Annotated in this window: 20 protein-coding genes; 8 read left to right on the top strand and 12 right to left on the bottom strand. The window is 65.7% G+C overall.

Annotated features, from left to right (window positions below; genetic code table 11):
- Positions 1–164: 164 nt before the first annotated feature.
- The 5 genes from glmS (at position 165) to ACVWWW_RS03595 (ending at position 5603) form a co-directional block, all read left to right on the top strand.
- The gene (gene glmS, locus ACVWWW_RS03615) at positions 165–1997 is read left to right on the top strand and encodes a glutamine--fructose-6-phosphate transaminase (isomerizing) (protein ID WP_027083840.1); all 1833 of its coding nucleotides are present in this window, start codon (positions 165–167) and stop codon (positions 1995–1997) included.
- 69 nt (positions 1998–2066) lie between these two features.
- The gene (locus ACVWWW_RS03610) at positions 2067–2837 is read left to right on the top strand and encodes a MerR family transcriptional regulator (RefSeq protein WP_027083841.1); all 771 of its coding nucleotides are present in this window, start codon (positions 2067–2069) and stop codon (positions 2835–2837) included.
- A 107-nt stretch (positions 2838–2944) separates the two neighbouring features.
- The gene (locus ACVWWW_RS03605) at positions 2945–3958 is read left to right on the top strand and encodes a hypothetical protein (protein WP_027083842.1); all 1014 of its coding nucleotides are present in this window, start codon (positions 2945–2947) and stop codon (positions 3956–3958) included.
- Positions 3958–4494: a hypothetical protein gene (locus tag ACVWWW_RS03600; protein WP_027083843.1), complete on the top strand. Its 537-nt coding sequence runs from the start codon at positions 3958–3960 to the stop codon at positions 4492–4494. The genes ACVWWW_RS03605 and ACVWWW_RS03600 overlap by 1 nt, the downstream gene beginning before the upstream one ends.
- A 116-nt stretch (positions 4495–4610) precedes the next feature.
- Positions 4611–5603 carry an aldo/keto reductase gene (locus tag ACVWWW_RS03595; protein ID WP_036143198.1) on the top strand — a complete coding sequence of 331 codons (993 nt, stop codon included), beginning with the start codon at positions 4611–4613 and terminating at the stop codon, positions 5601–5603.
- A gap of 84 nt (positions 5604–5687) precedes the next feature.
- On the opposite strand, the gene ACVWWW_RS03590 is transcribed toward ACVWWW_RS03595, so the two are convergent.
- Positions 5688–6104 carry a VOC family protein gene (locus ACVWWW_RS03590; RefSeq protein ID WP_027083845.1) on the bottom strand — a complete coding sequence of 139 codons (417 nt, stop codon included), beginning with the start codon at positions 6102–6104 and terminating at the stop codon, positions 5688–5690.
- A gap of 240 nt (positions 6105–6344) precedes the next feature.
- Here ACVWWW_RS03590 and imuA point away from each other — a divergent pair, with 240 nt between their 5' ends.
- From imuA to ACVWWW_RS03575, 3 genes are read left to right on the top strand one after another with little or no spacing between them, the layout of a single operon-like run.
- Complete coding sequence (gene imuA, locus ACVWWW_RS03585; protein ID WP_027083846.1) at positions 6345–6974, top strand: translesion DNA synthesis-associated protein ImuA; 630 nt, start codon at positions 6345–6347, stop codon at positions 6972–6974.
- Position 6975: 1 nt separating this feature from the next.
- Positions 6976–8385, top strand: coding sequence for a Y-family DNA polymerase (locus ACVWWW_RS03580; protein WP_027083847.1), 1410 nt, complete (start codon positions 6976–6978; stop codon positions 8383–8385).
- Between the two features lie 3 nt (positions 8386–8388).
- Positions 8389–11535 carry an error-prone DNA polymerase gene (locus tag ACVWWW_RS03575; RefSeq protein WP_027083848.1) on the top strand — a complete coding sequence of 1049 codons (3147 nt, stop codon included), beginning with the start codon at positions 8389–8391 and terminating at the stop codon, positions 11533–11535.
- A gap of 80 nt (positions 11536–11615) precedes the next feature.
- On the opposite strand, the gene ACVWWW_RS03570 is transcribed toward ACVWWW_RS03575, so the two are convergent.
- The 11 genes from ACVWWW_RS03570 to ACVWWW_RS03520 all read right to left on the bottom strand — a co-directional run bounded on the left by ACVWWW_RS03570 (position 11616) and on the right by ACVWWW_RS03520 (position 22204).
- On the bottom strand, positions 11616–12041 hold the full coding sequence (locus ACVWWW_RS03570; RefSeq protein ID WP_027083849.1) for a F0F1 ATP synthase subunit epsilon: 426 nt from the start codon (positions 12039–12041) through the stop codon (positions 11616–11618).
- A 66-nt stretch (positions 12042–12107) separates the two neighbouring features.
- Positions 12108–13529: a F0F1 ATP synthase subunit beta gene (gene atpD, locus ACVWWW_RS03565; RefSeq protein ID WP_027083850.1), complete on the bottom strand. Its 1422-nt coding sequence runs from the start codon at positions 13527–13529 to the stop codon at positions 12108–12110.
- Between the two features lie 68 nt (positions 13530–13597).
- A complete protein-coding gene (gene atpG / locus ACVWWW_RS03560) occupies positions 13598–14461 on the bottom strand; it encodes a F0F1 ATP synthase subunit gamma (RefSeq protein WP_027083851.1) in 864 nt (287 codons plus the stop codon).
- Between the two features lie 68 nt (positions 14462–14529).
- Positions 14530–16080, bottom strand: coding sequence for a F0F1 ATP synthase subunit alpha (gene atpA / locus ACVWWW_RS03555; RefSeq protein WP_456998636.1), 1551 nt, complete (start codon positions 16078–16080; stop codon positions 14530–14532).
- Positions 16081–16132: 52 nt separating this feature from the next.
- Positions 16133–16660, bottom strand: a complete 528-nt coding sequence (locus ACVWWW_RS03550) for a F0F1 ATP synthase subunit delta (protein WP_027083853.1) — start codon at positions 16658–16660, stop codon at positions 16133–16135.
- A gap of 13 nt (positions 16661–16673) precedes the next feature.
- Entirely contained in the window at positions 16674–17144 is a 471-nt protein-coding gene (locus ACVWWW_RS03545; protein ID WP_027083854.1) for a F0F1 ATP synthase subunit B, read from the bottom strand.
- A gap of 86 nt (positions 17145–17230) precedes the next feature.
- Entirely contained in the window at positions 17231–17512 is a 282-nt protein-coding gene (gene atpE / locus ACVWWW_RS03540) for a F0F1 ATP synthase subunit C (protein ID WP_027083855.1), read from the bottom strand.
- Between the two features lie 80 nt (positions 17513–17592).
- Entirely contained in the window at positions 17593–18426 is an 834-nt protein-coding gene (gene atpB, locus ACVWWW_RS03535) for a F0F1 ATP synthase subunit A (RefSeq protein ID WP_027083856.1), read from the bottom strand.
- Positions 18427–18435: 9 nt separating this feature from the next.
- Entirely contained in the window at positions 18436–18804 is a 369-nt protein-coding gene (locus tag ACVWWW_RS03530) for a hypothetical protein (RefSeq protein WP_027083857.1), read from the bottom strand.
- Between the two features lie 422 nt (positions 18805–19226).
- A complete protein-coding gene (gene lpdA / locus ACVWWW_RS03525) occupies positions 19227–21077 on the bottom strand; it encodes a dihydrolipoyl dehydrogenase (RefSeq protein ID WP_027083858.1) in 1851 nt (616 codons plus the stop codon).
- On the bottom strand, positions 21077–22204 hold the full coding sequence (locus ACVWWW_RS03520) for a mechanosensitive ion channel domain-containing protein (protein WP_081672279.1): 1128 nt from the start codon (positions 22202–22204) through the stop codon (positions 21077–21079). Before ACVWWW_RS03520 ends, lpdA begins: the two co-directional genes overlap by 1 nt.

Genomic DNA, 22204 nt, shown 5'->3' with positions numbered 1-22204 from the left:
AAAAGGAAGGGCTTTGCCAGCGGCTTTAAGCAGGCATCGTGCCAACCGTAAGCCCTTGATCCGAAACGCTGGATTCCGAACGGACGCCGTCCGCGGACAGCGTCCGCGTCCGCCGGACGGACACCCGGCCGCTACACTAGGCACCTTCTTCGAGGAGCTTCCCCATGTGCGGCATCGTCGGCGCGATCGCGGATCGCGATGTGGTTCCGGTCCTGATCGACGGCCTGAAGCGGCTCGAATACCGCGGTTATGACTCCGCTGGCATCGCGGTGATCGACGGCGACGACGTGCGCCGCGTGCGCCGTACCGGTCGCGTCGCCGAAATGGAGAACGCCGCCGCGCAGGAGAACTTCCACGCGCGGCTCGGCATCGGGCATACGCGCTGGGCCACGCATGGCGGCGTCACCGAGACCAATGCGCATCCGCACATCTCGTTCGGTGAGCTGGCGGTGGTGCACAACGGCATCATCGAGAACCACGAGCAGCAGCGCGATCGCCTGCGCGCGGCCGGCTACGTGTTCGAGTCGCAGACCGATACCGAGGTCATCGCGCACCTGATCCACTTCCACCAGCAGAGCGGCCTCGACCTGCTGGCGGCCACGCAGACCGCCGTGCGCGAACTCGAAGGCGCGTACGCGATCGCCGTGGTGAGCAAGCGCGATCCGGGCAGGCTGGTCGCCGCGCGCGTGGGCTGCCCGCTGCTGGTCGGCCTGGGCGACGGCGAGAACTTCGTCGCCAGCGATGTGTCCGCGATCATCCAGGCCACGCGCCGCGTGATCTTCCTGGAAGAAGGCGATACCGCCGACGTCACCCGCGAATTCGTGCATGTGTTCGATGCCGAAGGCGCGCCGGTCGATCGCGGCGTGCATGTGTCGGACGTTTCGCTGGCGTCGCTGGAGCTGGGCCCGTACCGCCACTTCATGCAGAAGGAAATCCACGAACAGCCGCGTGCGGTCGCCGACACCATCGAAGCACTGATGGACAACGGCGCGTTCACCGCGGAGCTGTTCGGTAGCGATGCCGCCGAGGTACTACGCGATGTGGAAGGCGTGCAGATCCTCGCCTGCGGTACCAGCTACTACGCCGGCCTGACCGCGCGTTACTGGATCGAAGCGATCGCCAAGGTGCCGTGCACCGTCGAGATCGCGAGCGAATATCGCTATCGCGACGCGCATGCGAACCCGAAGAATCTCATCGTCACCATTTCGCAGTCGGGCGAAACGCTCGACACGATGGAAGCGCTGAAGTACGCGAAGAGCCTCGGTCACGCGAAGACGCTGTCGATCTGCAACGTGCCCGAGAGCGCGATCCCGCGCGCCAGCCGCCTCGTGTACTACACGCGCGCCGGTGCGGAGATCGGCGTGGCGTCGACCAAGGCGTTCACCACGCAGCTGGTCGCGCTGTTCACGCTGACCTGCACGCTGGCCAAGCTTCAGGGCCGCCTCGATGCGACGCAGGAAGCGGCGTACATCGATGCGCTACGCCAGCTGCCGGGCACCGTGCAGCACGCACTGAACCTGGAGCCGCAGGTCGCGGTGTGGTCGGAGCGTTTCGCACCGAAGCAGCATGCGCTGTTCCTCGGCCGCGGCATGCACTACCCGATCGCGCTGGAAGGCGCGCTCAAGCTCAAGGAAATCTCGTACATCCACGCCGAGGCGTATCCAGCCGGCGAACTCAAGCACGGGCCGCTCGCGCTGGTCGACGAGGCGATGCCGGTCGTCGTCATCGCGCCGAACGATTCGCTGCTGGAAAAGGTGAAGTCGAACATCCAGGAAGTGCGTGCGCGTGGCGGCGAGATGTTCGTGTTCGCCGATGCCGACAGCCACTTCGGTGAGTCCGAGCAGGTGCACGTGATCCGCACGCCGCGCAATGTCGGCGTGCTGTCGCCGATCGTCCACGCGATTCCGGTGCAGTTGCTCGCCTACCACGCGGCGCTCGCACGCGGCACCGATGTCGACAAACCGCGCAACCTCGCCAAATCGGTCACCGTCGAATAATCGACGCGCGGCGCTTGACCCTCACGTCGCGTCAGGCCGCAGGCTGTGCGGGACGGATGAGGTGATGCGATGCGTTACACGGTCAGGCAACTCGCGAAGGTTTCGGGCGTCAGCGTTCGCACGCTGCACCACTACCATGCGATCGGGCTGCTGGTGCCGGCCGAAGTCGGCGGCAACGGCTACCGCTATTACGGCCGCGCCGAACTGCTGCGCCTGCAGCAGGTGCTGTTCTTCCGCGAGCTCGGTTTCGAGCTCGCGCGCATCGCGGCGGTACTCGACGACCCGGCCTTCGACCTGAAGGCCGCGCTGCTCGAGCATCGCGCGCGCTTCGAAGAACGCCTCGGGCAGTTGCATCGCCTCATCCGCACCATCGACCACACGGTCGCCACTCTGGATGAGGACACGACGATGAACGGACAGACGCTGTTCGACGGTTTCGACGCGGAAAAGCAGGCCGCCTACGAGGCGGAGGTCAAAGCGAAATACGGCGAGGACGGCGAGCGCGGCATCGAGCACGCGCGTCGCACGATGTCCACGTGGTCGGCCGACGACAAGGCCGGCTTCGTTGCCGAACTGCGCGATATCGAAAGCGCGCTCGCGGCAGCGATGGCCGAAGGCGATGCGGTCGACACGCCGCGCGTGCAGCAGCTGATCGCGCGCCATCGCGACTGGGTCGGCCGCAGCTGGCCGCGTCCGCCCGATGCAGCGGCCTATGCCGGGCTCGCCGACTTCTACGTCGGCCATCCGGACTTCGTCGCGCGGTACGAAGCCATCGCGCCCGGTTTCGCCGAATGGCTGGCGGCCGCGATGCGCGCGTTCGCGGCGACGCGGCTGGCATAGACGTTCATGCCGCAGTGCGGCTTTCCTCCTGCAATCGGCTGAAGGAAAATGCGGGCGGGCTTGGGGAAGCCCGCCGACACGCTCGGCTCATTCATCAGGGGAACTCAATGGTTCGTCGCATTTGCCTGGCCCTCGGGCTGGCAGCGTTTTCGTTCGCGTCGTCGGCAAAGCAGGCGCCGCCGCCGATGCCGGTCGCCGATTCGCTTCCGGTCGAAGTCGTGCTGCATCAGAAGGAACTGGACGTCGTCGTGCCGGACACCGCTGCGGCGGTGGGCGCTCAATTCGGACTGATCGGCGCACTGATCGGCGCGGGTATCCAGAACGCGGAAGCCAAGAAGGCGGAGGAACAGGTGGTTCCGCTTCGCGATCTCCTGCTCGACTACCACTTTGCACCGCGCGTGGAATCGGTCGTGCGCGAACGGTTGGCGTCGCCGGGGCTGACGCCCCATCCCACGATCAGCGTCATGCCGACGGTGTGGGACGCGGTGGACGCGTCGCAGGACAAGTCGACGATGCCACCCAGCGCTCTGGTGCTCTCACCGCGCTACAGCGTCGACAACACCTTCAAGCAGATGAGCGTCACGTTGAACGCGCAGCTCGTCGACCGCACGGTGAAGTCCAACGGCAAGGTCAAGACCAGCACGCGCTTCAACCGCACGTATGCGTTCCGGTTTCCGCTGACGCCGGGCGCCGACGGCACGTCGGATCGGGATCGCTGGGTGCATCTGGGATCAGCACAGCTTGCCGCCATGCTCGACATGGGCGTCGACCAGGTCGTCGACATGCTCGTGCAGGACTTCTCCGCCGAAGGTCGCGCGCAGTGGGATCAGAAGCCGGCGCGGCAGTCGACGATCGTGCATGGCGTGGGCTTCGATGGTCTGCCAGTGCGCAAGTCGGACGATTACGTATGGGTGCGCCAAGGCCGCGGCGCCATGCAGTCGATCCAGGGTTTCCGTCCGGTGAGCGAGGAACTGCGGCTGGCGGTCGCAGCGCCGGCGGCGGATGCGAACACGGCGACGGTCGCGCCGGCGGCGGCTGAAGTGCCGGTTGCTGTCCCGGCCGCATCCGCGGCTCCGGCCGCGCCGGTAGACGCTGCACCCGCGTCGTCGGGCGCGCACTGATGCTTCGCGGCGCCCTTCTGGCGGCGGGCATGGTGCTCGCCACGGGCTGTGCATCAACTGTCATTCACCAGACGATGGACGCCAACCGCCTCGCTCCGTCGCCGGCGGGCCGCGCGGCGCGGGCAACGGCGTTGCGATGCCCGCATCGGCTGGACGGTGTGGAGGATGCGCGCGACGGCGGCAGCCAGTCCGGCGGCCTCGGTCGAAAGGCGTTCGAATTCGCCAATGCAGCGGATGTCGTACGCGCCCGGTTCGTTGCCGCCGGGTTCGAGACGTCGGGTGACGCGCCGCCTTTGCGCATCCGCATCCGTCAGCTGTATCTCGGCCAGAACACGACCACCAAGGTACCGGTGGCGGTGTACGAGGTCGTGCCGGCAAATGGCGGGAGCTTCATCGTTCGAGCGCAGCCGGCTTCCATGAACTGGGCGGGGTCGATCGACGAAGCGTACGGCGCGTATAGCGCTGCAATGGTCGACGCTCAACGCCAGGTCATCGATCGACTCAACCTGAGTTGCAACACTTCGGCAGTCCGATGAAATCGGCGACCGGGCCTTGCGGGCCCGGTCGTCGCTCTGACGCTCGGCTACCAGCAATGCGCGTCGCCGCCGGCTAACGTCATGTTCGCTACGCTCTCTTTTTTCTGGAGGCTGCGATGACGAACTTTCCCCGCCGCACCCTCGGCCAGGGCCTGACCGTTTCGGCGATCGGGCTCGGCTGCATGGGCATGTCCGACTTCTACGGCCCGAGCGAGGAAGCGACCAACCTCGCGGTGTTGAACCACGCACTCGATCGCGGCATCTGCTTCCTCGACACCGCGGACATGTACGGCGTCGGTGAGAACGAGCGGCTGCTGTCGAAGGTGCTGAAGACGCGTCGCGACGACGTGGTGCTGGCGACCAAGTTCGGCAACATGCGCGCGCCCGACGGTGCGCATCTCGGCGTCAACGGCCGGCCGGAGTACGTCGCAAGCGCGTGTGATGCGAGCCTCGAGCGGCTTGGCGTCGAGACGATCGATCTGTACTACCAGCATCGCGTCGATCCGAACGTGCCGATCGAAGACACCGTCGGCGCGATGAAGCGCCTGGTCGACGCCGGCAAGGTGCGCCATCTCGGGCTGTCGGAAGCGTCGGCCGCGACAATCCGCCGCGCACACGCCGTGCATCCGATCAGCGCGCTGCAGAGCGAATACTCGCTGTGGACGCGTGACATCGAGACCGACATCCTGCCGACCTGCCGCGAACTCGGCATCGGCGTCGTGCCCTACAGCCCGCTCGGCCGTGGCTTCCTTACCGGCGTGCTGCCGAATGCGCAGGAACTCGCTGCCAACGACGCGCGCCGCAACCATCCGCGTTTCCAGGATGCGAACGTCACGCGCAACCAGGCGCTGGTCGATGCGGTGAAAGATCTCGCGCAGACGCGTGGCTGCACGCCCGCGCAACTCGCGCTCGCCTGGCTGCTCGCGCAGGGCGAGGACATCGTGCCGATTCCCGGCACGCGCAAGATCGAGCGCCTCGATGAAAACGCGCAGGCCGCATACATCACGCTGGATGCGAATGAAGTCGCACGCATCGACGCGGTGCTGGATGCGCATCCGGTGGCAGGTACGCGCTATCCGGCGGATGGGATGACGAAGGTGAATATCTGAGTATCGGGCGCGAGCTGCCGCGTCATGGCAGCTCGATCCTCGACTCCGATCGAAGCGCGTTCCACATCGGACGTGCTTCGACGCTCAGGACGTCGCAGCACCCTTGAGCTCGATCGAATTGCCGTCGGGATCACTCAGGTAAAGCGAAGGCCCATCGCCTTCCGCACCGAAATTCGTTGACATGGCCTCCGGTACGTCGACGCCGTGCGCTGCAAGGTGTGCGCGGATCGCTGCTTCGTCGAACGGTTCGACGCGCAGACAGATGTGATCGACATTGCGACCAGTCGTGCCGGCGGCATTGCCACCACGACGTCCAAGCCGGCCCGCGACATCGACCAGATCGATCATCGACGCACCGGTTCGCAGATGCACGAGCCCGAGATCGATGCGTTCGCGCGCGATCGTGCAACCGAGCACGTCGACGTAGAAGCGTCGACTGCGTTCGAGGTCGGTAACGCGCAGCACCACGTGGTCGACGCGCTGGATATCGAAAGGACGCATGGCGATCTCCCTTGCCTGAGCATGAGCTTGGCGCGATGCGTTGCCGGGAAAGTGCATGCGCTTGGGCTGCCGTGTTGCGCGGTCGCATTGGATGCGAACCCACGGCCGGACACTGCGGCCGTCTCAGAGCGCTAGTGAGACGACCGGCGGGCTAGCCGCCTCGTCACGCCGTTAGTAATATTACTAACAGCATGAACTTTTCAGCCTCATCCCGCCTGCATCTCGATCGGAGAGACCGTGATGGGTGAGGTGCATGCGCTGGATCGCCTGCTCCGCGAACGCCCGATCTGGCGCGGGCGAACAGGGTCGCCACCCGCGCAGGACGGTGTTTCCACCGGCCTTGCAGCGCTCGATGCGGTGCTTCCGGCCGGCGGCTGGCTGCCTTCCGGCCTCAATGAAGTGCTGCTGCCCGCTGACGGCGTCGGCGAGCTGGAGCTGGTCTGGCCGGCGCTCGCGCGCCTGGCGCAGCCACGCGCGCCCGTCGTGCTGGTCGCCCCGCCCTACATCCCGTATCCACCGGCCTGGCATGCAGCGGGCGTACGGCTCGATTCGCTCTACATCGTGCAAGCCAATTCGCGGGATGCGCTCTGGGCGACCGAGCAATGCCTGCGTTCGGGCGCCTGCGCGGCGGTGCTGTGCTGGACTGCGACGGACGACGATCGCCTGGTGCGTCGCCTGCAGGTCGCGGCCGAAACCGGGCGTTGCACGGGCTTCGCATTCCGGCCGATCCGTGTGGCGCGCAATCCATCCCCTGCTCCGCTACGCATCGCGATCGAGACAGCGCCGACGCGACGCCTGCGCGTCCTCAAGTGCCGTGGCTCGAATCCGCCGCCGTGGCCGATCGCGTTCCCGCGCGACGGGAGCGCCTGAGATGCAATGGGCCTGCCTGTTCCTGCCGCAGCTCGCGCTCGACGACGTGCTGCGTCGCATGGAGGATCCACTCGCACCGACCGCACTCGTGCACGGGCCGCGGCAGCGTCGCATCCTGCATTCGGTCAATCCGGGCGCACGCGCCCTTGGCCTGCGCCCGGGCATGACGCTGGCGGCCGCGCAGGCGTTCGGCATCGCCTACCGTGCGATCGATTTCGACGCCGATGCGGCCGATCGATGCCGTCGTCTTCTCGCCGCCTGGGCATACAGCTACAGCTCGCTGGTCAGCCTCGACCTGCCGCATTCCGTCGTGCTCGAGATCGGCCGCAGCCGACGCCTGTTCGGTGCATGGACCCAGCTCGTCCCCCGCATGCGCGAGGAATTGCGGGCGATGGGTTTCCGGCATCGTGTTGTGATCGCACCGAATCCCTGGGCTGCGCGTGCGCTCGCAAACGTGCAGGACGAATTGATTGTCGACGAGGGTGGCCTGCGTGCACGACTGGGTGAATTACCGATCGCGCGCACCGGCTTGCCGCACGACGTATGCACCGCGCTCGCCCGCATGGGCCTTCGTCGATGGCGCGAACTAAAAGGCCTGCCGCGATCATCGATCGCGCGACGTTTTTCGACTGCCGTTTTGGATCACATCGACCGGCTCGAAACAGGCACACCGGCATCGTTGACCTGGCATCGCCCAGCCGATCGCTTCGAAGCGCGAATCGAGTTCGAGTACGACGTCGAATCCAGCCAGGCACTCCTGTTTCCGTTGCGTCGCCTGACTGCGGATCTCTCGACGTTCCTGCGCAGCCGCGACGGCGGTGTGCAGCGTTTCAGCCTTTGGCTCGAACACGAGCGCAAGCCCGACAGTGAAGTCGTCATTGGCCTGCTGACACCCGAACGTGAAGCCGCGGCGCTGTTCGAACTCTCGCGTGGCAGGCTCGAACAGATACACGTCCCCGCGCCAGTACGCGGACTGCGGCTGTGTACGGCTGAACTTCCGCCGTTCGTGCCGGAAGCCGGTGATCTGTTCGATGCCCGCACGCATCAGCACCTGCCATGGCCGCAATTACGCGAACGGCTACGCGCACGCCTTGGCGACACTGCCGTGCGGCCGCCAAGCTGGCGTGCGGATCATCGCCCCGAATGTGTCGTGCTCGACGAAGGTCTTGCACGCTCGCTACCGCAGTCGATGCCGTTGCGTCCCGGCTGGTTGCTGCCTATGCCTGTGGCCTGCCGTGAGCACATCGACGCCGTGCGTTCGGGGCCCGAGCGCATCGAAACAGGCTGGTGGGACGACAACGACATACGTCGCGACTATTTCGTCGTCGATACCTTGGCCGGGCAACGGCTCTGGGCGTTCCGCGATGCCTGCGCCGATACGGACTTCATTCTGCATGGCCTGTTCGGTTGAGCCATGGCGCTGCCGACGCTCGACGCGCTGCCGGCTTACGCCGAGTTGCACTGCCTCTCCGACTTCAGCTTCCAGCGCGGCGCCTCCAACGCGCGTGAGCTGTTTCAACGCGCGAAACGCCAAGGTTATGCAGCACTCGCCATTACCGATGAGTGCACGCTCGCCGGCATCGTGCGTGCCCTGCAGGCATCCAAGGATGTCGACCTGCCGTTGATCGTGGGCAGTGAGATGTCGATCGAAGATGGGCCGCGTTGCGTGCTTCTCGTCGAATCGAAAGCAGGTTACGTCGCGCTGTGTTCGCTCATCACCGTGGCCCGTCGACGTGCCGAGAAGGGGCACTACCGCCTGCTCGCCAGCGACTTCGATCGTCCGCTCGATGGGCTGCTTGCACTCTGGCTGCCCGGTGCCGAGTCCAATGTCGCGCAAGGGCGCTGGCTCGCCGAACGGTTCCCGTCGCGGTGCTGGATCGCGGTCGAGCTTCATCGCGGCCCCGACGATGCCGCACGAACACGGCAACTGCAGGAAATAGGCAAGAAACTCGCCTTGCCCTGCGTGGCCAGCGGCGATGTACACATGCATATCCGCGGCCGTCGCACGTTGCAGAACGTAATGACCGCCATACGTCTGCGCACTTCGCTGCGCGAAGCCGGCTACGCGTTGTTTCCCAACAGCGAGCGCCACCTTCGCGACCGGACGACGCTGGCGTCGCTTTATCCACGCGAGCTTCTCGACGAGACCATTCGCATCGCATCGCGCTGTACGTTCGACCTCAAGCACGAACTCACTTACGAGTACCCGCACGAGGTGATCGGTGATGGCCACACCGCATCGAGCTGGTTGCGCAAGCTTGTCGATGACGGCATCGAAGCCCGCTGGAATGCACTGCCGGCCACCGAAGTACAGAAAGCCGAAGCGCGCCGGCTTCTCGAAAAGGAACTCGAGCTGATCGAAGAACTCGGATTCGAGAAATTCTTCCTTACTGTCCACGACGTCGTCCGCTTCGCGCGCGAACGCGGAATCCTCTGCCAGGGACGCGGCTCGGCCGCCAATTCCGCGGTCTGCTATGCGCTCGGCATCACCGAGTTGCGGCCGGGCCACGCCAATCTTCTGCTCGAGCGCTTCATTTCTAGGAACCGAAAAAACGAACCGCCGGACATCGACGTCGATTTCGAACACGAGCGACGCGAGGAGGTTCTGCAATACGTCTTCCAACGCTATGGGCGCGAACGCGCCGCACTGGCGACCGTCGTCATCGCCTATCGCGGTCGCAGTGCGGTACGCGACGTCGGACGTGCGCTCGGCATGCCGGAGGACCAGATCTCCGAACTCGCACGCAGCCTCGACCGTTGGAGCGGCGAAGCGCCGGCTGCGCAGTATTTGCGCGAGCGTGGCTTCGACCCCGATGCGCCATTGATGCGTCGGCTGGTGCGTCTTTCCGAACAGCTCATCGGTTTCCCGCGCCATCTGTCACAGCATCCCGGTGGCTTCCTGATTTCGGAGCAACCGCTGTCCACCCTCGTTCCGGTCGAAAACGCCGCGATGGACGACCGCACCGTCGTGCAGTGGGACAAGGACGATATCGAATACATGGGCATGCTCAAGGTCGACTGTCTCGCACTCGGCATGCTCACCTGTATCCGCAAGACACTAAACCTGCTTGCCGATACCGGCCGTCGAAGAATCACGCCGGCCGACCTCATGCTCGATGACGAGCGCACCGATCGAGGACAGAAGGTCTTCGAGATGATCCAACGCGCTGACAGCATCGGCGTGTTCCAGATCGAATCGCGTGCGCAGATGTCGATGGCGCCGCGCATGAAGCCGGCCTGTTTCTATGACTTGGTCATCCAGATCGCGATCGTCAGGCCCGGGCCGATCCAGGGCGACATGGTCCAGCCCTATCTGGAATGCCGGCGCATGGGCACCCCTGCAAAAAGTCCGAAGCCCGAGCTCGACGCCGTGCTGGAACGCACGATGGGCGTCCCGCTTTTCCAGGAACAGGTCATGCAGATCGCGATGACCGCCGCCAGCTACTCCGGCGAAGATGCCGATGCATTAAGACGCTCGATGGCCGCCTGGAAACGCAACGGCTCGGTGTTGACGCATCGCAATCGGCTGATCGGCGGCATGTTGAAGAACGGCTATCCACTGGATTTTGCCGAACGCATCTTCAAGCAGATCGAAGGCTTCGGCAGCTACGGTTTCCCTGAATCACACGCGGCCAGCTTCGCCATCCTCTGCTGGCAAAGCGCATGGCTCAAATGCCACGAGCCCGTCGCCTTTGCTGCCGCGCTGCTCAACTCGCAGCCGATGGGTTTCTATTCACCGAGCCAGATCGTGCAGGACCTGCGACGTCATGGCGTGGAGATTCGCCCCGTCGACATCCGATACAGCGACTGGGACTGTTCGCTCGAATTCCGTGGCGCGCCGGATGATCTTTCACACCAACCCTCGCTGCGCCTCGGCCTGTGCCTGATCAAAGGTTTCGACGAAAAATGCGCCCGTCGCATCGAAGCGGCGCGTAGCGAAAGAATGTTCACCGATGCCACCGACCTCTGTCTGCGTGCGTCGCTCGATGGACGCGAACGCGATCTGCTCGCCGACGCCGGCGCACTCCGCGGCCTGCTCGGCCATCGACACAAGGCGCGCTGGCAGGTGATGGGTGTCGAAGCACAGCGTCCGCTCTTCGACATGCCAACGGTGGAACCGAACGTCGCGCTCGCCATGCCGCATATCGACGACGAGATCCGTACCGACTACGAAACGATCGGCCTCACGCTCAACCGGCATCCCCTGTCGCGACTTCGCAGCGTGCTGATGCGAAAGGGATGCCCGCGCTCGCGCGAACTCGCCACGCTGCCGAATGATTGCGCCGTCGCCTTCGCCGGTCTTGTTACGCTCCGCCAGCGTCCGCAGACGGCGAGCGGCATCACGTTCCTCACGCTCGAAGATGAGGATGGAATGGTCAACGTCGTCGTACAGCGCCGTATCGCCGAGCGTGATCGCCGGGCGCTGATGGAGTCGAAGCTGATGCGGGTGCGTGGACGTCTCGAATCGAAGGACGGCGTGCGACATCTCATCGCGACGCGACTGGAAAACCTCAACGAATTGCTCGGCTCTCTCCTGGTGCGCTCGCGCGACTTCCAGTGATGCGCGAACCCTCACCAATCGATCCCCACAAACAAAAACGCCGGCCAGGGCCGGCGTCTTCGCACACGACGCGCGAAACCTCAGTGCTTGAGGTTCTTGCGCAGACGCTCCAGCGCCGACAGCTGCGCGATCGACATCGCGAGCTGGTTCTGCGCTTCCTCGAGCGACATTTTCGGATCCTTCTGCGCGAGGATGCGTTCGGCTTCGTCCTTCGCCGCGCGCACCGCCGCCTCGTCAATCTCGTCGGCACGGACGGCCGTATCAGCCAGGACCGTCACCACGCTCGGCTGCACCTCGAGGATGCCGCCGGAGATCGCGAAGTCGAGCTTCTCGCCCCCCGGCAGGGACACGACGACCTTGCCCGGCTTCAGGCGTGTGATCAGCGGCGCGTGCTTAGGCGCGATGCCGAGCTCGCCGAGTTCGCCGGTCGCGACAACCAGTTCGGCGTCGCCACTGTAGATCTCACGCTCGGCGCTGACGATGTCGCAACGGATGGTGGATGCCATGGTGTTCTCGTTTCGTTCGGAGGGCGTCGGCGCCGACTCGCATCGGCGCCGTGTCGATCAGTCGGCTCAGCCGGCGATCTTCTTGGCCTTCTCGAAGGCTTCCTCGATGCCGCCGACCATGTAGAACGCCTGCTCCGGCAGGTGATCCGCTTCGCCTTCGACGATCATCTTGAAGCCGCGGATCGTGTCCTTCAGCGAGACGTACTTGCCCGGCGAACCGGTGAAGACTTCCGCCACGTGGAACGGCTGCGAGAAGAAGCGCTCGATCTTGCGCGCGCGCGACACGGCCTGCTTGTCTTCTTCCGACAGCTCGTCCATGCCGAGGATCGCGATGATGTCCTTGAGCTCCTTGTACTTCTGGAGCGTCGACTGCACTTTGCGCGCGACGTCGTAGTGCTCGTTGCCGATGACGTTCGGATCGAGCTGGCGCGACGTCGAGTCGAGCGGGTCGACCGCCGGGTAAATGCCCAGCGAAGCGATGTTTCGCGACAGAACGACGGTGGCGTCGAGGTGGGCGAACGTGGTCGCCGGCGACGGGTCGGTCAGGTCGTCCGCGGGCACGTACACGGCCTGGATCGAGGTGATCGAACCGGTCTTCGTCGAGGTGATGCGCTCCTGCAGCACGCCCATTTCCTCGGCGAGCGTCGGCTGGTAGCCGACGGCCGACGGCATGCGGCCGAGCAGCGCCGACACTTCGGTACCGGCCAGCGTGTAGCGGTAGATGTTGTCGACGAACAGCAGCACGTCCTTGCCCTTGCCCGACTCGTCCTTCTCGTCGCGGAAGTACTCGGCCATGGTCAGGCCGGTCAGCGCGACGCGCAGGCGGTTACCCGGCGGCTCGTTCATCTGGCCGTACACCATCGCGACCTTGTCGAGGACGTTGGAGTCCTTCATCTCGTGGTAGAAGTCGTTGCCCTCGCGGGTACGCTCGCCCACGCCGGCGAACACGGACAGACCCGCGTGCGCCTTCGCGATGTTGTTGATGAGTTCCATCATGTTGACGGTCTTGCCGACGCCGGCGCCGCCGAACAGGCCGACCTTGCCGCCCTTCGCGAACGGGCACATCAGGTCGATGACCTTGATGCCGGTTTCGAGCAGGTCGTTGCCCGAGGACTGGTCCTCGTACGACGGCGCAGCGCGGTGGATTTCCCAATGCGCCGACGCTTCGACCGGGCCGGCCTCGTCGATCGGGCGACCGAGCACGTCCATGATGCGGCCGAGCGTACCGGCGCCGACCGGCACCGAAATCGCGCTGCCGGTGTTCGTTGCGACCAGGTTGCGCTTCAGGCCGTCGGTCGAGCCGAGTGCGATCGTGCGCACCACGCCGTCGCCGAGCTGCTGCTGGACTTCGAGCGTGATCGCGGTGCCTTCGACCTTCAGCGCGTCATACACGCGCGGCACTGCATCGCGCGGGAACTCGACGTCGACGACCGCGCCGATGATCTGGACGATGGTGCCCGTGGTGCTGGGAGTGACCTGAGCGTTCATGGTTGTTTCCTTGGCAAATCGATTCGTTGGATGCGAGCGCGGATGACGCGCTCAGCGGGTTGCGGCGTTTAGACCGCCGCGGCGCCGCCGACGATCTCCGAGATTTCCTGGGTGATCGCGGCCTGGCGGGCCTTGTTGTAGACGAGCTGCAGCGTGCCGATCAGCTTGCTCGCGTTGTCCGATGCGGCCTTCATCGCGACCATGCGCGCCGCATGTTCCGACGCCACGTTCTCGAGCACGGCCTGGTAGACCAGCGACTCGATGTAGCGCGAGAGCACGTGCTCGAGCACCGTCGGCGCGTCGGGTTCGTAGATGTAGTCCCAGTCGTGCTGCGCGACCTTCGTCGTCGACGCCGGCAGCGGCAGCAGCTGGTCGAACGTGGCCTGCTGAGTCATCGTGTTGACGAAGTGGTTGTAGCAGACGAACACGCGGTCGACCGAGCCGGCCTCGTACGCGTCCAGCACCACCTTCACCACGCCCACGACCTGCTCGAGCTTCGGGATATCACCCATGTGGGTGACCGAGCCGATCAGGTTGACCTTCAGGCGACGGAAGAACACCGACGCCTTCTGGCCGATCGTGACGACGTCGATTTCGACGCCCTGCTCGTGCCAGCGGCGGAACTCGCCGACCAGCTTGCGGAACATGTTGTTGTTGAGGCCGCCGGCGAGGCCGCGATCGCTCGACACGATCACGTACGCGACGCGCTTCACGTTCGCACGCTCGACCATGTACGGATGCTGGTAGTCGCCGCTCGCCTGCGCGAGGTGGCCGATCACCTGCTTCATGACCCGCGCGTACGGGCGCGAGGTCTTCATGCGGTCCTGCGCCTTGCGGATCTTCGAGGCGGAGACCATTTCAAGCGCGCGCGTCACCTTGCGGGTGTTCTGCACGCTCTTGATCTTCGATTTGATTTCGCGTCCGCCTGCCATCTCTCGCTCGCTTGTGTGCTGCTAACCGGGATCGGGCGCGATTCACCGCGCCCGGATGACGGCTGGGCTTACCAGCTGCCCGTCTGCTTGAACTCGGCGATCACCTGCTTGAAGGTGTTCTCGATCGAGTCGTCCCACGCGCCGGTCTGCGTGATGCGGTCGGCAAGCTCGCCCTGCGTGTTGGTGAAGTGCGAATGCAGGCCGGCTTCGAACGCGCCGATCTTCGACACCGGCACGTCGTCCATGTAGCCCTTGTCGACCGCATAGATCGACAGCGCCTGCAGGGAGATCGACAGCGGTGCGTACTGCTTCTGCTTCATCAGCTCGGTGACGCGCTGGCCGCGCTCGAGCTGCTTGCGGGTTGCTTCATCGAGATCGGACGCGAACTGCGCGAACGCCGCGAGTTCACGGTACTGCGCAAGCGCGATGCGGATGCCGCCCGACAGCTTCTTGATGATCTTGGTCTGCGCAGCGCCACCGACGCGCGACACCGAGATACCCGCGTTCACGGCCGGGCGGATGCCGGCGTTGAACAGGTCGGTCTCGAGGAAGATCTGGCCGTCGGTGATCGAGATGACGTTCGTCGGGACGAACGCGGACACGTCGCCCGCCTGCGTCTCGATGATCGGCAGCGCGGTCAGCGAACCGGTCTGGCCCTTGACGCTACCGTTGGTGAACTTCTCGACGTACTCCTCGGACACGCGCGAGGCGCGCTCGAGCAGGCGGGAGTGCAGGTAGAACACGTCGCCCGGATACGCTTCGCGGCCCGGCGGACGGCGCAGCAGCAGCGAGATCTGGCGGTACGCGACGGCGTGCTTGGACAGGTCGTCGTAAATGATCAGCGCGCCGTCCTGGCCGCGGTCGAGGAAGTACTCGCCCATGGCGCAGCCGGCGTACGGCGCGATGTACTGCATCGCGGCCGATTCCGACGCGGTCGCAGCAACGACGATCGTGTGCGCGAGCGCGCCCTGCTCTTCCAGGCGACGCACGACGTTCGCGACGGTCGAGTTCTTCTGGCCGATCGCGACGTAGATGCACTTAATGCCGGTGCCCTTCTGCGCGATGATCGCGTCGACGGCCATCGCGGTCTTGCCGGTCTGGCGGTCGCCGATGATCAGCTCGCGCTGGCCGCGGCCGATCGGGATCATGGCGTCGACCGACTTGTAGCCCGTCTGCACCGGCTGATCGACCGACTTGCGCCAGATCACGCCCGGGGCAACGCGCTCGACCGGTGCCGACAGGCTGTGGCCCAGCGGACCCTTGCCATCGATCGGCTCGCCGAGTGCATTGAGCACGCGACCGAGCAGCTGGTCGCCTATCGGCACTTCGAGGATGCGGCCGGTGGTCTTGGCCACGGCGCCTTCGCGCAGGTGCTCGTAGTCACCGAGGACGACGGCGCCGACGGAGTCGCGCTCGAGGTTCAGCGCGAGGGCGAAGGTATTGCCCGGCAGCTCGATCATTTCGCCCTGCATCACGTCGGCCAGGCCGAAGATGCGGACGATGCCGTCGGAGACCGACGTGACCGTGCCTTCGTTGCGGGCTTCGGCGGCCAGACCGACCTGCTCGATGCGGGTCTTGATCAGTTCGCTGATTTCGGACGGGTTGAGCGTGTTCTGCATGGGAGTTTCCCTGGTTCCGACGCGGACGCCGGGAGTAGATGAATTCGTGGGCTTACGCGGCGAGCGCCGACTGCAGGCGCTCGAGCTTGCCCTTGACCGATCCGTCGATGACGACGTCGCCGGCATCGATCACCGCGCCGCCGATCAGCGACGTGTCGATCGCCGATTCCAGCTCGACCTCGCGACCGAAACGGCGCTTGAGGCCATCGCGGATCGCGGCGAGCTCGGCGTCGCTGAGCTGCGATGCGGAGGTCACGCGCGCCTTGACGACGCGCTCGGCCTCGGCGCGCAGCTGCTCGAACAGGCCGGCGATCTCGGGCAGCAGTTCGAGTCGGCGGTTGTCGGCCAGCATCGTCACGAAACGCTGCACCGAGGCATCGGCACCGTCGATCGCAAGCAGGCTCGACGCGTTGTCGGAGGTCAGCTGCGGATGCTTCAGCACCGCCTGCGCCTGCGGGTCGGCGGCGACGCGCGCAGCGAAGGCCAGCGCCTGCGACCACGCGGTGACACGGCCATCGTCCCGCGCGGCGTTGAACGCGGCGCGGGCGTAGGGACGGGCAAGGGTCAGTGCCTGGCTCATCAATGCATCTCCGTCAGAGCTGGGCGGCCAGCTCGTCGAGCAGCGCGCGGTGGGCGTTCGGGTCGATCTCGCGACGCAGCACCTTCTCGGCACCCGCGACGGCGAGCGACGCGACCTGCGAACGCAGCTCCTCGCGGGCACGGTTCGCGGCGGCGTCGATCTCGGCCTGCGCGGCATCCTTCTGGCGATTGGCCGTGGCCACCGCTTCGGACTGCGCCTGCTCGAGGATCTGGCTCGCGCGCTGGTGCGCCTGCTCGATGATCTCGTTGGCCTTGCTGCGCGCTTCGCGGATCGCCACGTCGGCGTTCTGCTGCGCTTCTTCCAGCTTCTTCTGGCTGTTGTCGGCCGCGGCGAGGCCTTCAGCGATCTTGCGCTGACGCTCCTCGATGGCCGCGTTCAACGGCGGCCAGATGAACTTCATGGTGACCCAGATCAGCACCGCGAAGGTGAGCATCTGGCCAAAGAAGGTCATGTTGATATTCATGACAGCTCCGGTGATCGCGAGTCGGGCGTTTGGGCCCGGTCAGCCGCCCGCGAGTGCGGGCGGCCTTGAAGCAGGACAGCGGGCGATCAGCCAGCGTTCGCGGCGGCCTGGACGGCGCCGAGGAGCGGGTTGCCGAACGCGAACAGCAGGCCGACGGCGAGCGCGATGATGAACGCGGCGTCGATCAGGCCGGCGAGCAGGAACATACGGCCCTGCAGCATCGGGACCAGCTCCGGCTGACGCGCGGCCGACTCGAGGAACTTCGAGCCCATCAGCGCGATGCCGAGGCAGGCGCCGATCGCGCCCAGGCCGACCATCATGCCGATCGCGATCGCGGTCATGCCCTGCAGATGAGCGATGAATTCCATGGTGTTTCTCCTGCGGATTTAAGTGAAGTTTGAAGGGTGGAACGAAAGGGTGGAGCGGTACCGCGACAGCGGAATCGGGATCAATGGCTCTCGTACGCGCCGGCGATGTAGACGACGGTGAGAATCATGAAAATGAAGGCCTGCAGCAGCACGATCAGGATGTGGAACAGTGCCCAGGCGACGTTGAAGGCCACGCCCGGCAGGAAGGTGTAGAGGCTGCCACCGAGCAGGCCGGCGATCAGCATGAAGACGAGCTCGCCGCCGTACATGTTGCCGAACAGTCGCATCGCGAGGCTGACCGGCTTGACGCAGTACTCGATCAGGTTGAGGCCGAGGTTCGCTGGCGCGAGGACGATCTTGGCGACGGTGCCGTGCGCGTGGAACGGCGCGGTCAGCAACTCCTTGCCGAAACCGCCGATGCCCTTCGCCTTCATCGAGTGGTAAAGGATGATGAAGAACACCGGCACCGAGAGGCCGAACGTGGTGTTGAGGTCGGCGGTCGGCACCCAGCGGAAGAAGGTGTGGTGCGCGGCTTCAGCGCCGGATACGGTCTTGACCGCGAAGCCCGGCGCATCGAGCGGCAGCAGGTCCATGCAGTTCATCATCACGACCCACACGAAGATCGTGAGCGCGAGCGGCGTGATCGAGCGGCGATCGCCGTGGAACGTGTCCTTCACTTGGCCGTCGACGAATTCGAGGATGAGCTCGACGAACGCCTGACCCTTGGACGGAACGCCGGCGGTCGCGCGGCGCGCCGCCATGCCGAACCACAGGACGAAGATCAGGCCCAGCACCAGCGAGACGACCCACGTGTCGATGTGGAAGCCGCCACCGCCCAGCTGGATGGTGTTCTGGGTCAGGTGATGCTGGATGTACTCGTTCAGGCCGCCGCCGGAACCGGTCTGCTCGCTCACTGAAGACACCTATCGATTCAGAAGTTGGGCCGGGACGGCCGCCACTGTCGCCACCAGTACGCCCACCAGAAGTGCGAGCGTAGGCAGGCGCCAGACGGCGAGGCCGAGGATGATCACGATGGCGACCGTGGCCCACTTGGCCGCCATGCCCAACAGGAGTCGCGCCATCGCGAGACCGGCGGTGCCGATCCCGCCGCCAAGGGCGATCAGCATCGACACCAGCGCCGCCGCGACGACCGCGCCGCCACCCACCGCCGTCGCGAGCGCATCGCGCACACCGAAGGGGAGGAAAGCCAGCGTGGCCAACGCCGTCGCGCCGGCTTGCCAGACGATCGCGCGCGACGCCAGCCGGCGGCCTGCGGACAATGGATCGTGCACGCGGGATCGTCGGTCTGGAGGACGGCGCGAAAGCGCCCTGTGGAGCCCCAAAAGTATAAAGGGCGTGAGTTTTCCGGGCAACCGGCGGAGCCACGCCGGGTCGGTCGGCCGCTTCAGCTAGCCGACCCTGACGGTCCGGGACTGGCCTCGCTCTAGGTCCGCGTCGGTCGACGACAGATCGCGTGCCACGTCAGGGTCTACGCCCGCTTGGGCGCGCCCAACCAGCAAACTACCGCCGCCTGCGACCGCTCATCGCCATCGCGCGACGCGGCGGAACCTTTCGAAGAAGGCCCGGTCGTACTCCATGTCCGCGCCGGCCATGACGCCTCTCCTCGTCGACGGTGGCTTCGCGAACGCCCCGGCTCCGGCCGGGGCTTTTTATTTGTGCAGCCGGCGCATGCAACTGCGCATGCGCGACGACCTCACTTCTTCTTCGGAATGTAGAGGTCGGTGATCGTGCCTTCGAACACTTCGGCCGCCATGCCCACCGACTCGCTGAGCGTCGGATGCGGATGGATCGTCATGCCGATGTCGGCGACTTCCGCGCCCATCTCGATGGCAAGCCCCACTTCCGCGATCAGATCACCCGCGTGCACGCCGACGATGCCGCCGCCGATGACGCGATGCGTGGCTTCGTCGAACACGAGCTTGGTGAAGCCTTCGGTGCGACCGATGCCGATCGCGCGACCGCTCGCGGCCCACGGGAACTTGCCGACGCCGACCTTCAGGCCCTTCGCCTTGGCTTCGGTTTCAGTGACGCCGACCCATGCGATTTCCGGGTCGGTGTAAGCGACCGACGGAATCACGCGCGCCACCCATTCGCGCTTCTCGCCCGACGCGACTTCGGCCGCGAGCTTGCCTTCGTGCGTCGCCTTGTGTGCGAGCATCGGATTACCGACGACGTCACCGATCGCGAAGATGTGCGGCACGTTCGTACGCATCTGCCGGTCGACGGGAATGAAGCCGCGATCGGTGACCTGCACGCCCGCTGCTTCTGCACCGATCTTCGCGCCGTTCGGAACGCGGCCCACTGCAACGAGCACGCGATCGAACGACGTCGGCGACGGTGCGCCTTCGCCTTCGAACGTCACCTTGATGCCGGACTTCGATGCTTCGACGCCGGATGCCTTGACGTTGAGATGCACGGTGACGCCCTGCTTCTTCAGGCGATCGGCGAGCGGCTTGACGAGGTCGATGTCAGCGCCCGGCATCAGCTGCGCACCGAGTTCGACGACGGTGACCTGCGAACCGAGTGCGCGATACACCGTCGCCATCTCGAGACCGATGATGCCGCCGCCGACGACCAGCAACGTCTTCGGAATATCCGCGAGATCGAGCGCGTCGGTCGAATCCATGACGCGCTTGTCGTCCCACGGGAAGTTCGGCAGCTTCACCGCCTGCGAGCCCGCGGCGATGATGCATTGCTCGAAGCGGATCAGCTGCGTGCCCGCCTCGCCCTGCACTTCGACTTCGTTCGGCGACACGAAGCGACCGGTGCCCTGCACCACGCGCACCTTGCGCTGCTTGGCCATGCCGCTCAGGCCCTTGGTGAGCTGGCCGACGACCTTGTCCTTGTACGTGCGCAGCGCATCGAGCTGAATCTTCGGCGCGCCGAAATCGATGCCGTAGTCCTTTGCATGCTGCGCTTCGTCGATTACCGCCGCCGCATGCAGCAGCGCCTTCGAAGGAATGCAGCCGACGTTGAGGCAGACGCCGCCGAGCGATGCGTACCGCTCGACGAGCACGGTGTCGAGGCCGAGGTCGGCCGCGCGGAATGCCGCGGTGTAACCGCCGGGACCCGCACCGAGCACGAGCATGCGGCATTCGACATCGGCCTTGCGACCGCTTGCGGCTGCGGCCTTCGGCGCAGGCGCCGACGGTTGCGGCGCAGGCGCAGGCTGCTTCGCATCGCCGTAGCCTTTCGCTTCCGCGCTTGATGGCGATGCGGCCACTGGATCGCGTGCTGAAGGCGCTGCTTGCGGTGTCGGTGCAGCAGCGCTCGACGGCGCAGCCGGCTTCGCGTCACCCGCACCTTCCGCGTCGAGCACGACAATCACCGCGCCTTCCGACACCTTGTCGCCGACCTTGACGCGCAGCTCGCGCACCACGCCGTCGGCGGCCGACGGAACTTCCATCGTCGCCTTGTCGGATTCGAGGGTGACCAGGCCCTGGTCCTTCGCTACGCGATCGCCGACGGCGACCAGCACCTCGATCACGGGTACGTCATCGAAGCCGCCGATGTCGGGGACTTTCACTTCGATCGGGGTCGCCATCACTTCTCCTCCGGGGTCGGTCCGGCGCCCGCGGGGGCGGCCGGTGGATCTTCATGGATCTCGCGTTCGACGTCGCGTAGCGCGTCGTTCTCGGCGAGCGCCGTGCGCTCGTTCGCCGTCGGCAGCGGCGCTGCAGGCACTGCGTTGTCCGTTTCCGGAATCACGCGGCCGCTCATCATTGCCATCGCCTCGACGCCTTCGTGTCCGAACAGGCTGCGCACGTGCAGGTCGCGCTGCGGGAACGGAATCTCGATGCCGTATCGCTGCAGTGCAGTGTGCAATGCCCAGTTGTAGGCCGCTTTCACCGTCGACGGCCGGCGCGTGGCTTCGGCGTTGAGCCAGACGATCAGCTGGAACTCGAGGCGGCTTTCAGCGAACTCGACCAACCACACCTGCGGGCCGCGCGGACCTTCTTTTGCGAGCGTAAAGGGCACCTCGCACGCAGCTTCGAGCGCGGCCTTCTTCACGACTTCCTTGTCAGTGCCGTAGGCGACACCGAACGGAATACGCATGCGGCGCGACGCTTCCAGCAGCGTCCAGTTGACCACGCGGCCGCTCACGAACTCTGCGTTGGGCACGAGGATGTTGAGGTTGTCGTTGGTGCTGATGCGCGTCGCGCGGATCTTGATGTCCCGCACCACCCCGTGCACGCCGGATTCGAGTTCCACGAAATCGCCGATCTTGATCGAACGATCGAACAGCAGGATCAGGCCGGACAGGAAATTGTTGAAGATGGCCTGCAGGCCGAAGCCCAGTCCCACACCGATCGCACCCGCGAACACGGTGAACTTCGACACCGGGATGCCGGCGACTTCCAGCGCGATGAGCACGCCGAAGAACAGCAGCGCGTAACGCACGACGCGACTGATCGTGTAGATCGATGCGGCGTTGACACCTTCGCGTTCGCCGTAACGCGTGAGTGCTCGGCCGATGAAGCGTGACGCCGCGAAGAAGAGGATGAGCAGCACGATCGCCGACGCGAGGTCGCCGACCGTGAGGTCGAGCCCCGCGACGCGCACGAGTTCGTAGTCGAGAAACGGCTGCACGCCCTGCCAGCCGTCCTGCGCGGCATCGCGCACGCGCGCGCCGGCTGCGTGCAGGTCGCGCGCCGTCTGCGCGTGCGGCAT

This window comes from Lysobacter sp. HA18 (genome assembly GCF_054057595.1).
The sequence above is the reverse complement of the archived record's forward strand: the minus strand, read 5'-3'. Positions and strand labels throughout refer to the sequence as shown.

Coding starts and splice junctions, on each gene's coding strand:
- ACVWWW_RS03595 (WP_036143198.1), top strand. CDS start 4,611: ATGACGAACTTTCCCCGCCGCACCCTCGGCCAGGGCCTGACCGTTTCG.
- ACVWWW_RS03570 (WP_027083849.1), bottom strand. CDS start 12,041: ATGGCATCCACCATCCGTTGCGACATCGTCAGCGCCGAGCGTGAGATC.
- ACVWWW_RS03550 (WP_027083853.1), bottom strand. CDS start 16,660: ATGAGCCAGGCACTGACCCTTGCCCGTCCCTACGCCCGCGCCGCGTTC.
- ACVWWW_RS03600 (WP_027083843.1), top strand. CDS start 3,958: ATGCTTCGCGGCGCCCTTCTGGCGGCGGGCATGGTGCTCGCCACGGGC.
- atpA (WP_456998636.1), bottom strand. CDS start 16,080: ATGCAGAACACGCTCAACCCGTCCGAAATCAGCGAACTGATCAAGACC.
- glmS (WP_027083840.1), top strand. CDS start 165: ATGTGCGGCATCGTCGGCGCGATCGCGGATCGCGATGTGGTTCCGGTC.
- ACVWWW_RS03545 (WP_027083854.1), bottom strand. CDS start 17,144: ATGAATATCAACATGACCTTCTTTGGCCAGATGCTCACCTTCGCGGTG.
- atpG (WP_027083851.1), bottom strand. CDS start 14,461: ATGGCAGGCGGACGCGAAATCAAATCGAAGATCAAGAGCGTGCAGAAC.
- ACVWWW_RS03520 (WP_081672279.1), bottom strand. CDS start 22,204: ATGCCGCACGCGCAGACGGCGCGCGACCTGCACGCAGCCGGCGCGCGC.
- ACVWWW_RS03610 (WP_027083841.1), top strand. CDS start 2,067: ATGCGTTACACGGTCAGGCAACTCGCGAAGGTTTCGGGCGTCAGCGTT.
- ACVWWW_RS03590 (WP_027083845.1), bottom strand. CDS start 6,104: ATGCGTCCTTTCGATATCCAGCGCGTCGACCACGTGGTGCTGCGCGTT.
- ACVWWW_RS03605 (WP_027083842.1), top strand. CDS start 2,945: ATGGTTCGTCGCATTTGCCTGGCCCTCGGGCTGGCAGCGTTTTCGTTC.
- atpE (WP_027083855.1), bottom strand. CDS start 17,512: ATGGAATTCATCGCTCATCTGCAGGGCATGACCGCGATCGCGATCGGC.
- lpdA (WP_027083858.1), bottom strand. CDS start 21,077: ATGGCGACCCCGATCGAAGTGAAAGTCCCCGACATCGGCGGCTTCGAT.
- atpD (WP_027083850.1), bottom strand. CDS start 13,529: ATGAACGCTCAGGTCACTCCCAGCACCACGGGCACCATCGTCCAGATC.
- ACVWWW_RS03580 (WP_027083847.1), top strand. CDS start 6,976: ATGCAATGGGCCTGCCTGTTCCTGCCGCAGCTCGCGCTCGACGACGTG.
- imuA (WP_027083846.1), top strand. CDS start 6,345: ATGGGTGAGGTGCATGCGCTGGATCGCCTGCTCCGCGAACGCCCGATC.
- ACVWWW_RS03575 (WP_027083848.1), top strand. CDS start 8,389: ATGGCGCTGCCGACGCTCGACGCGCTGCCGGCTTACGCCGAGTTGCAC.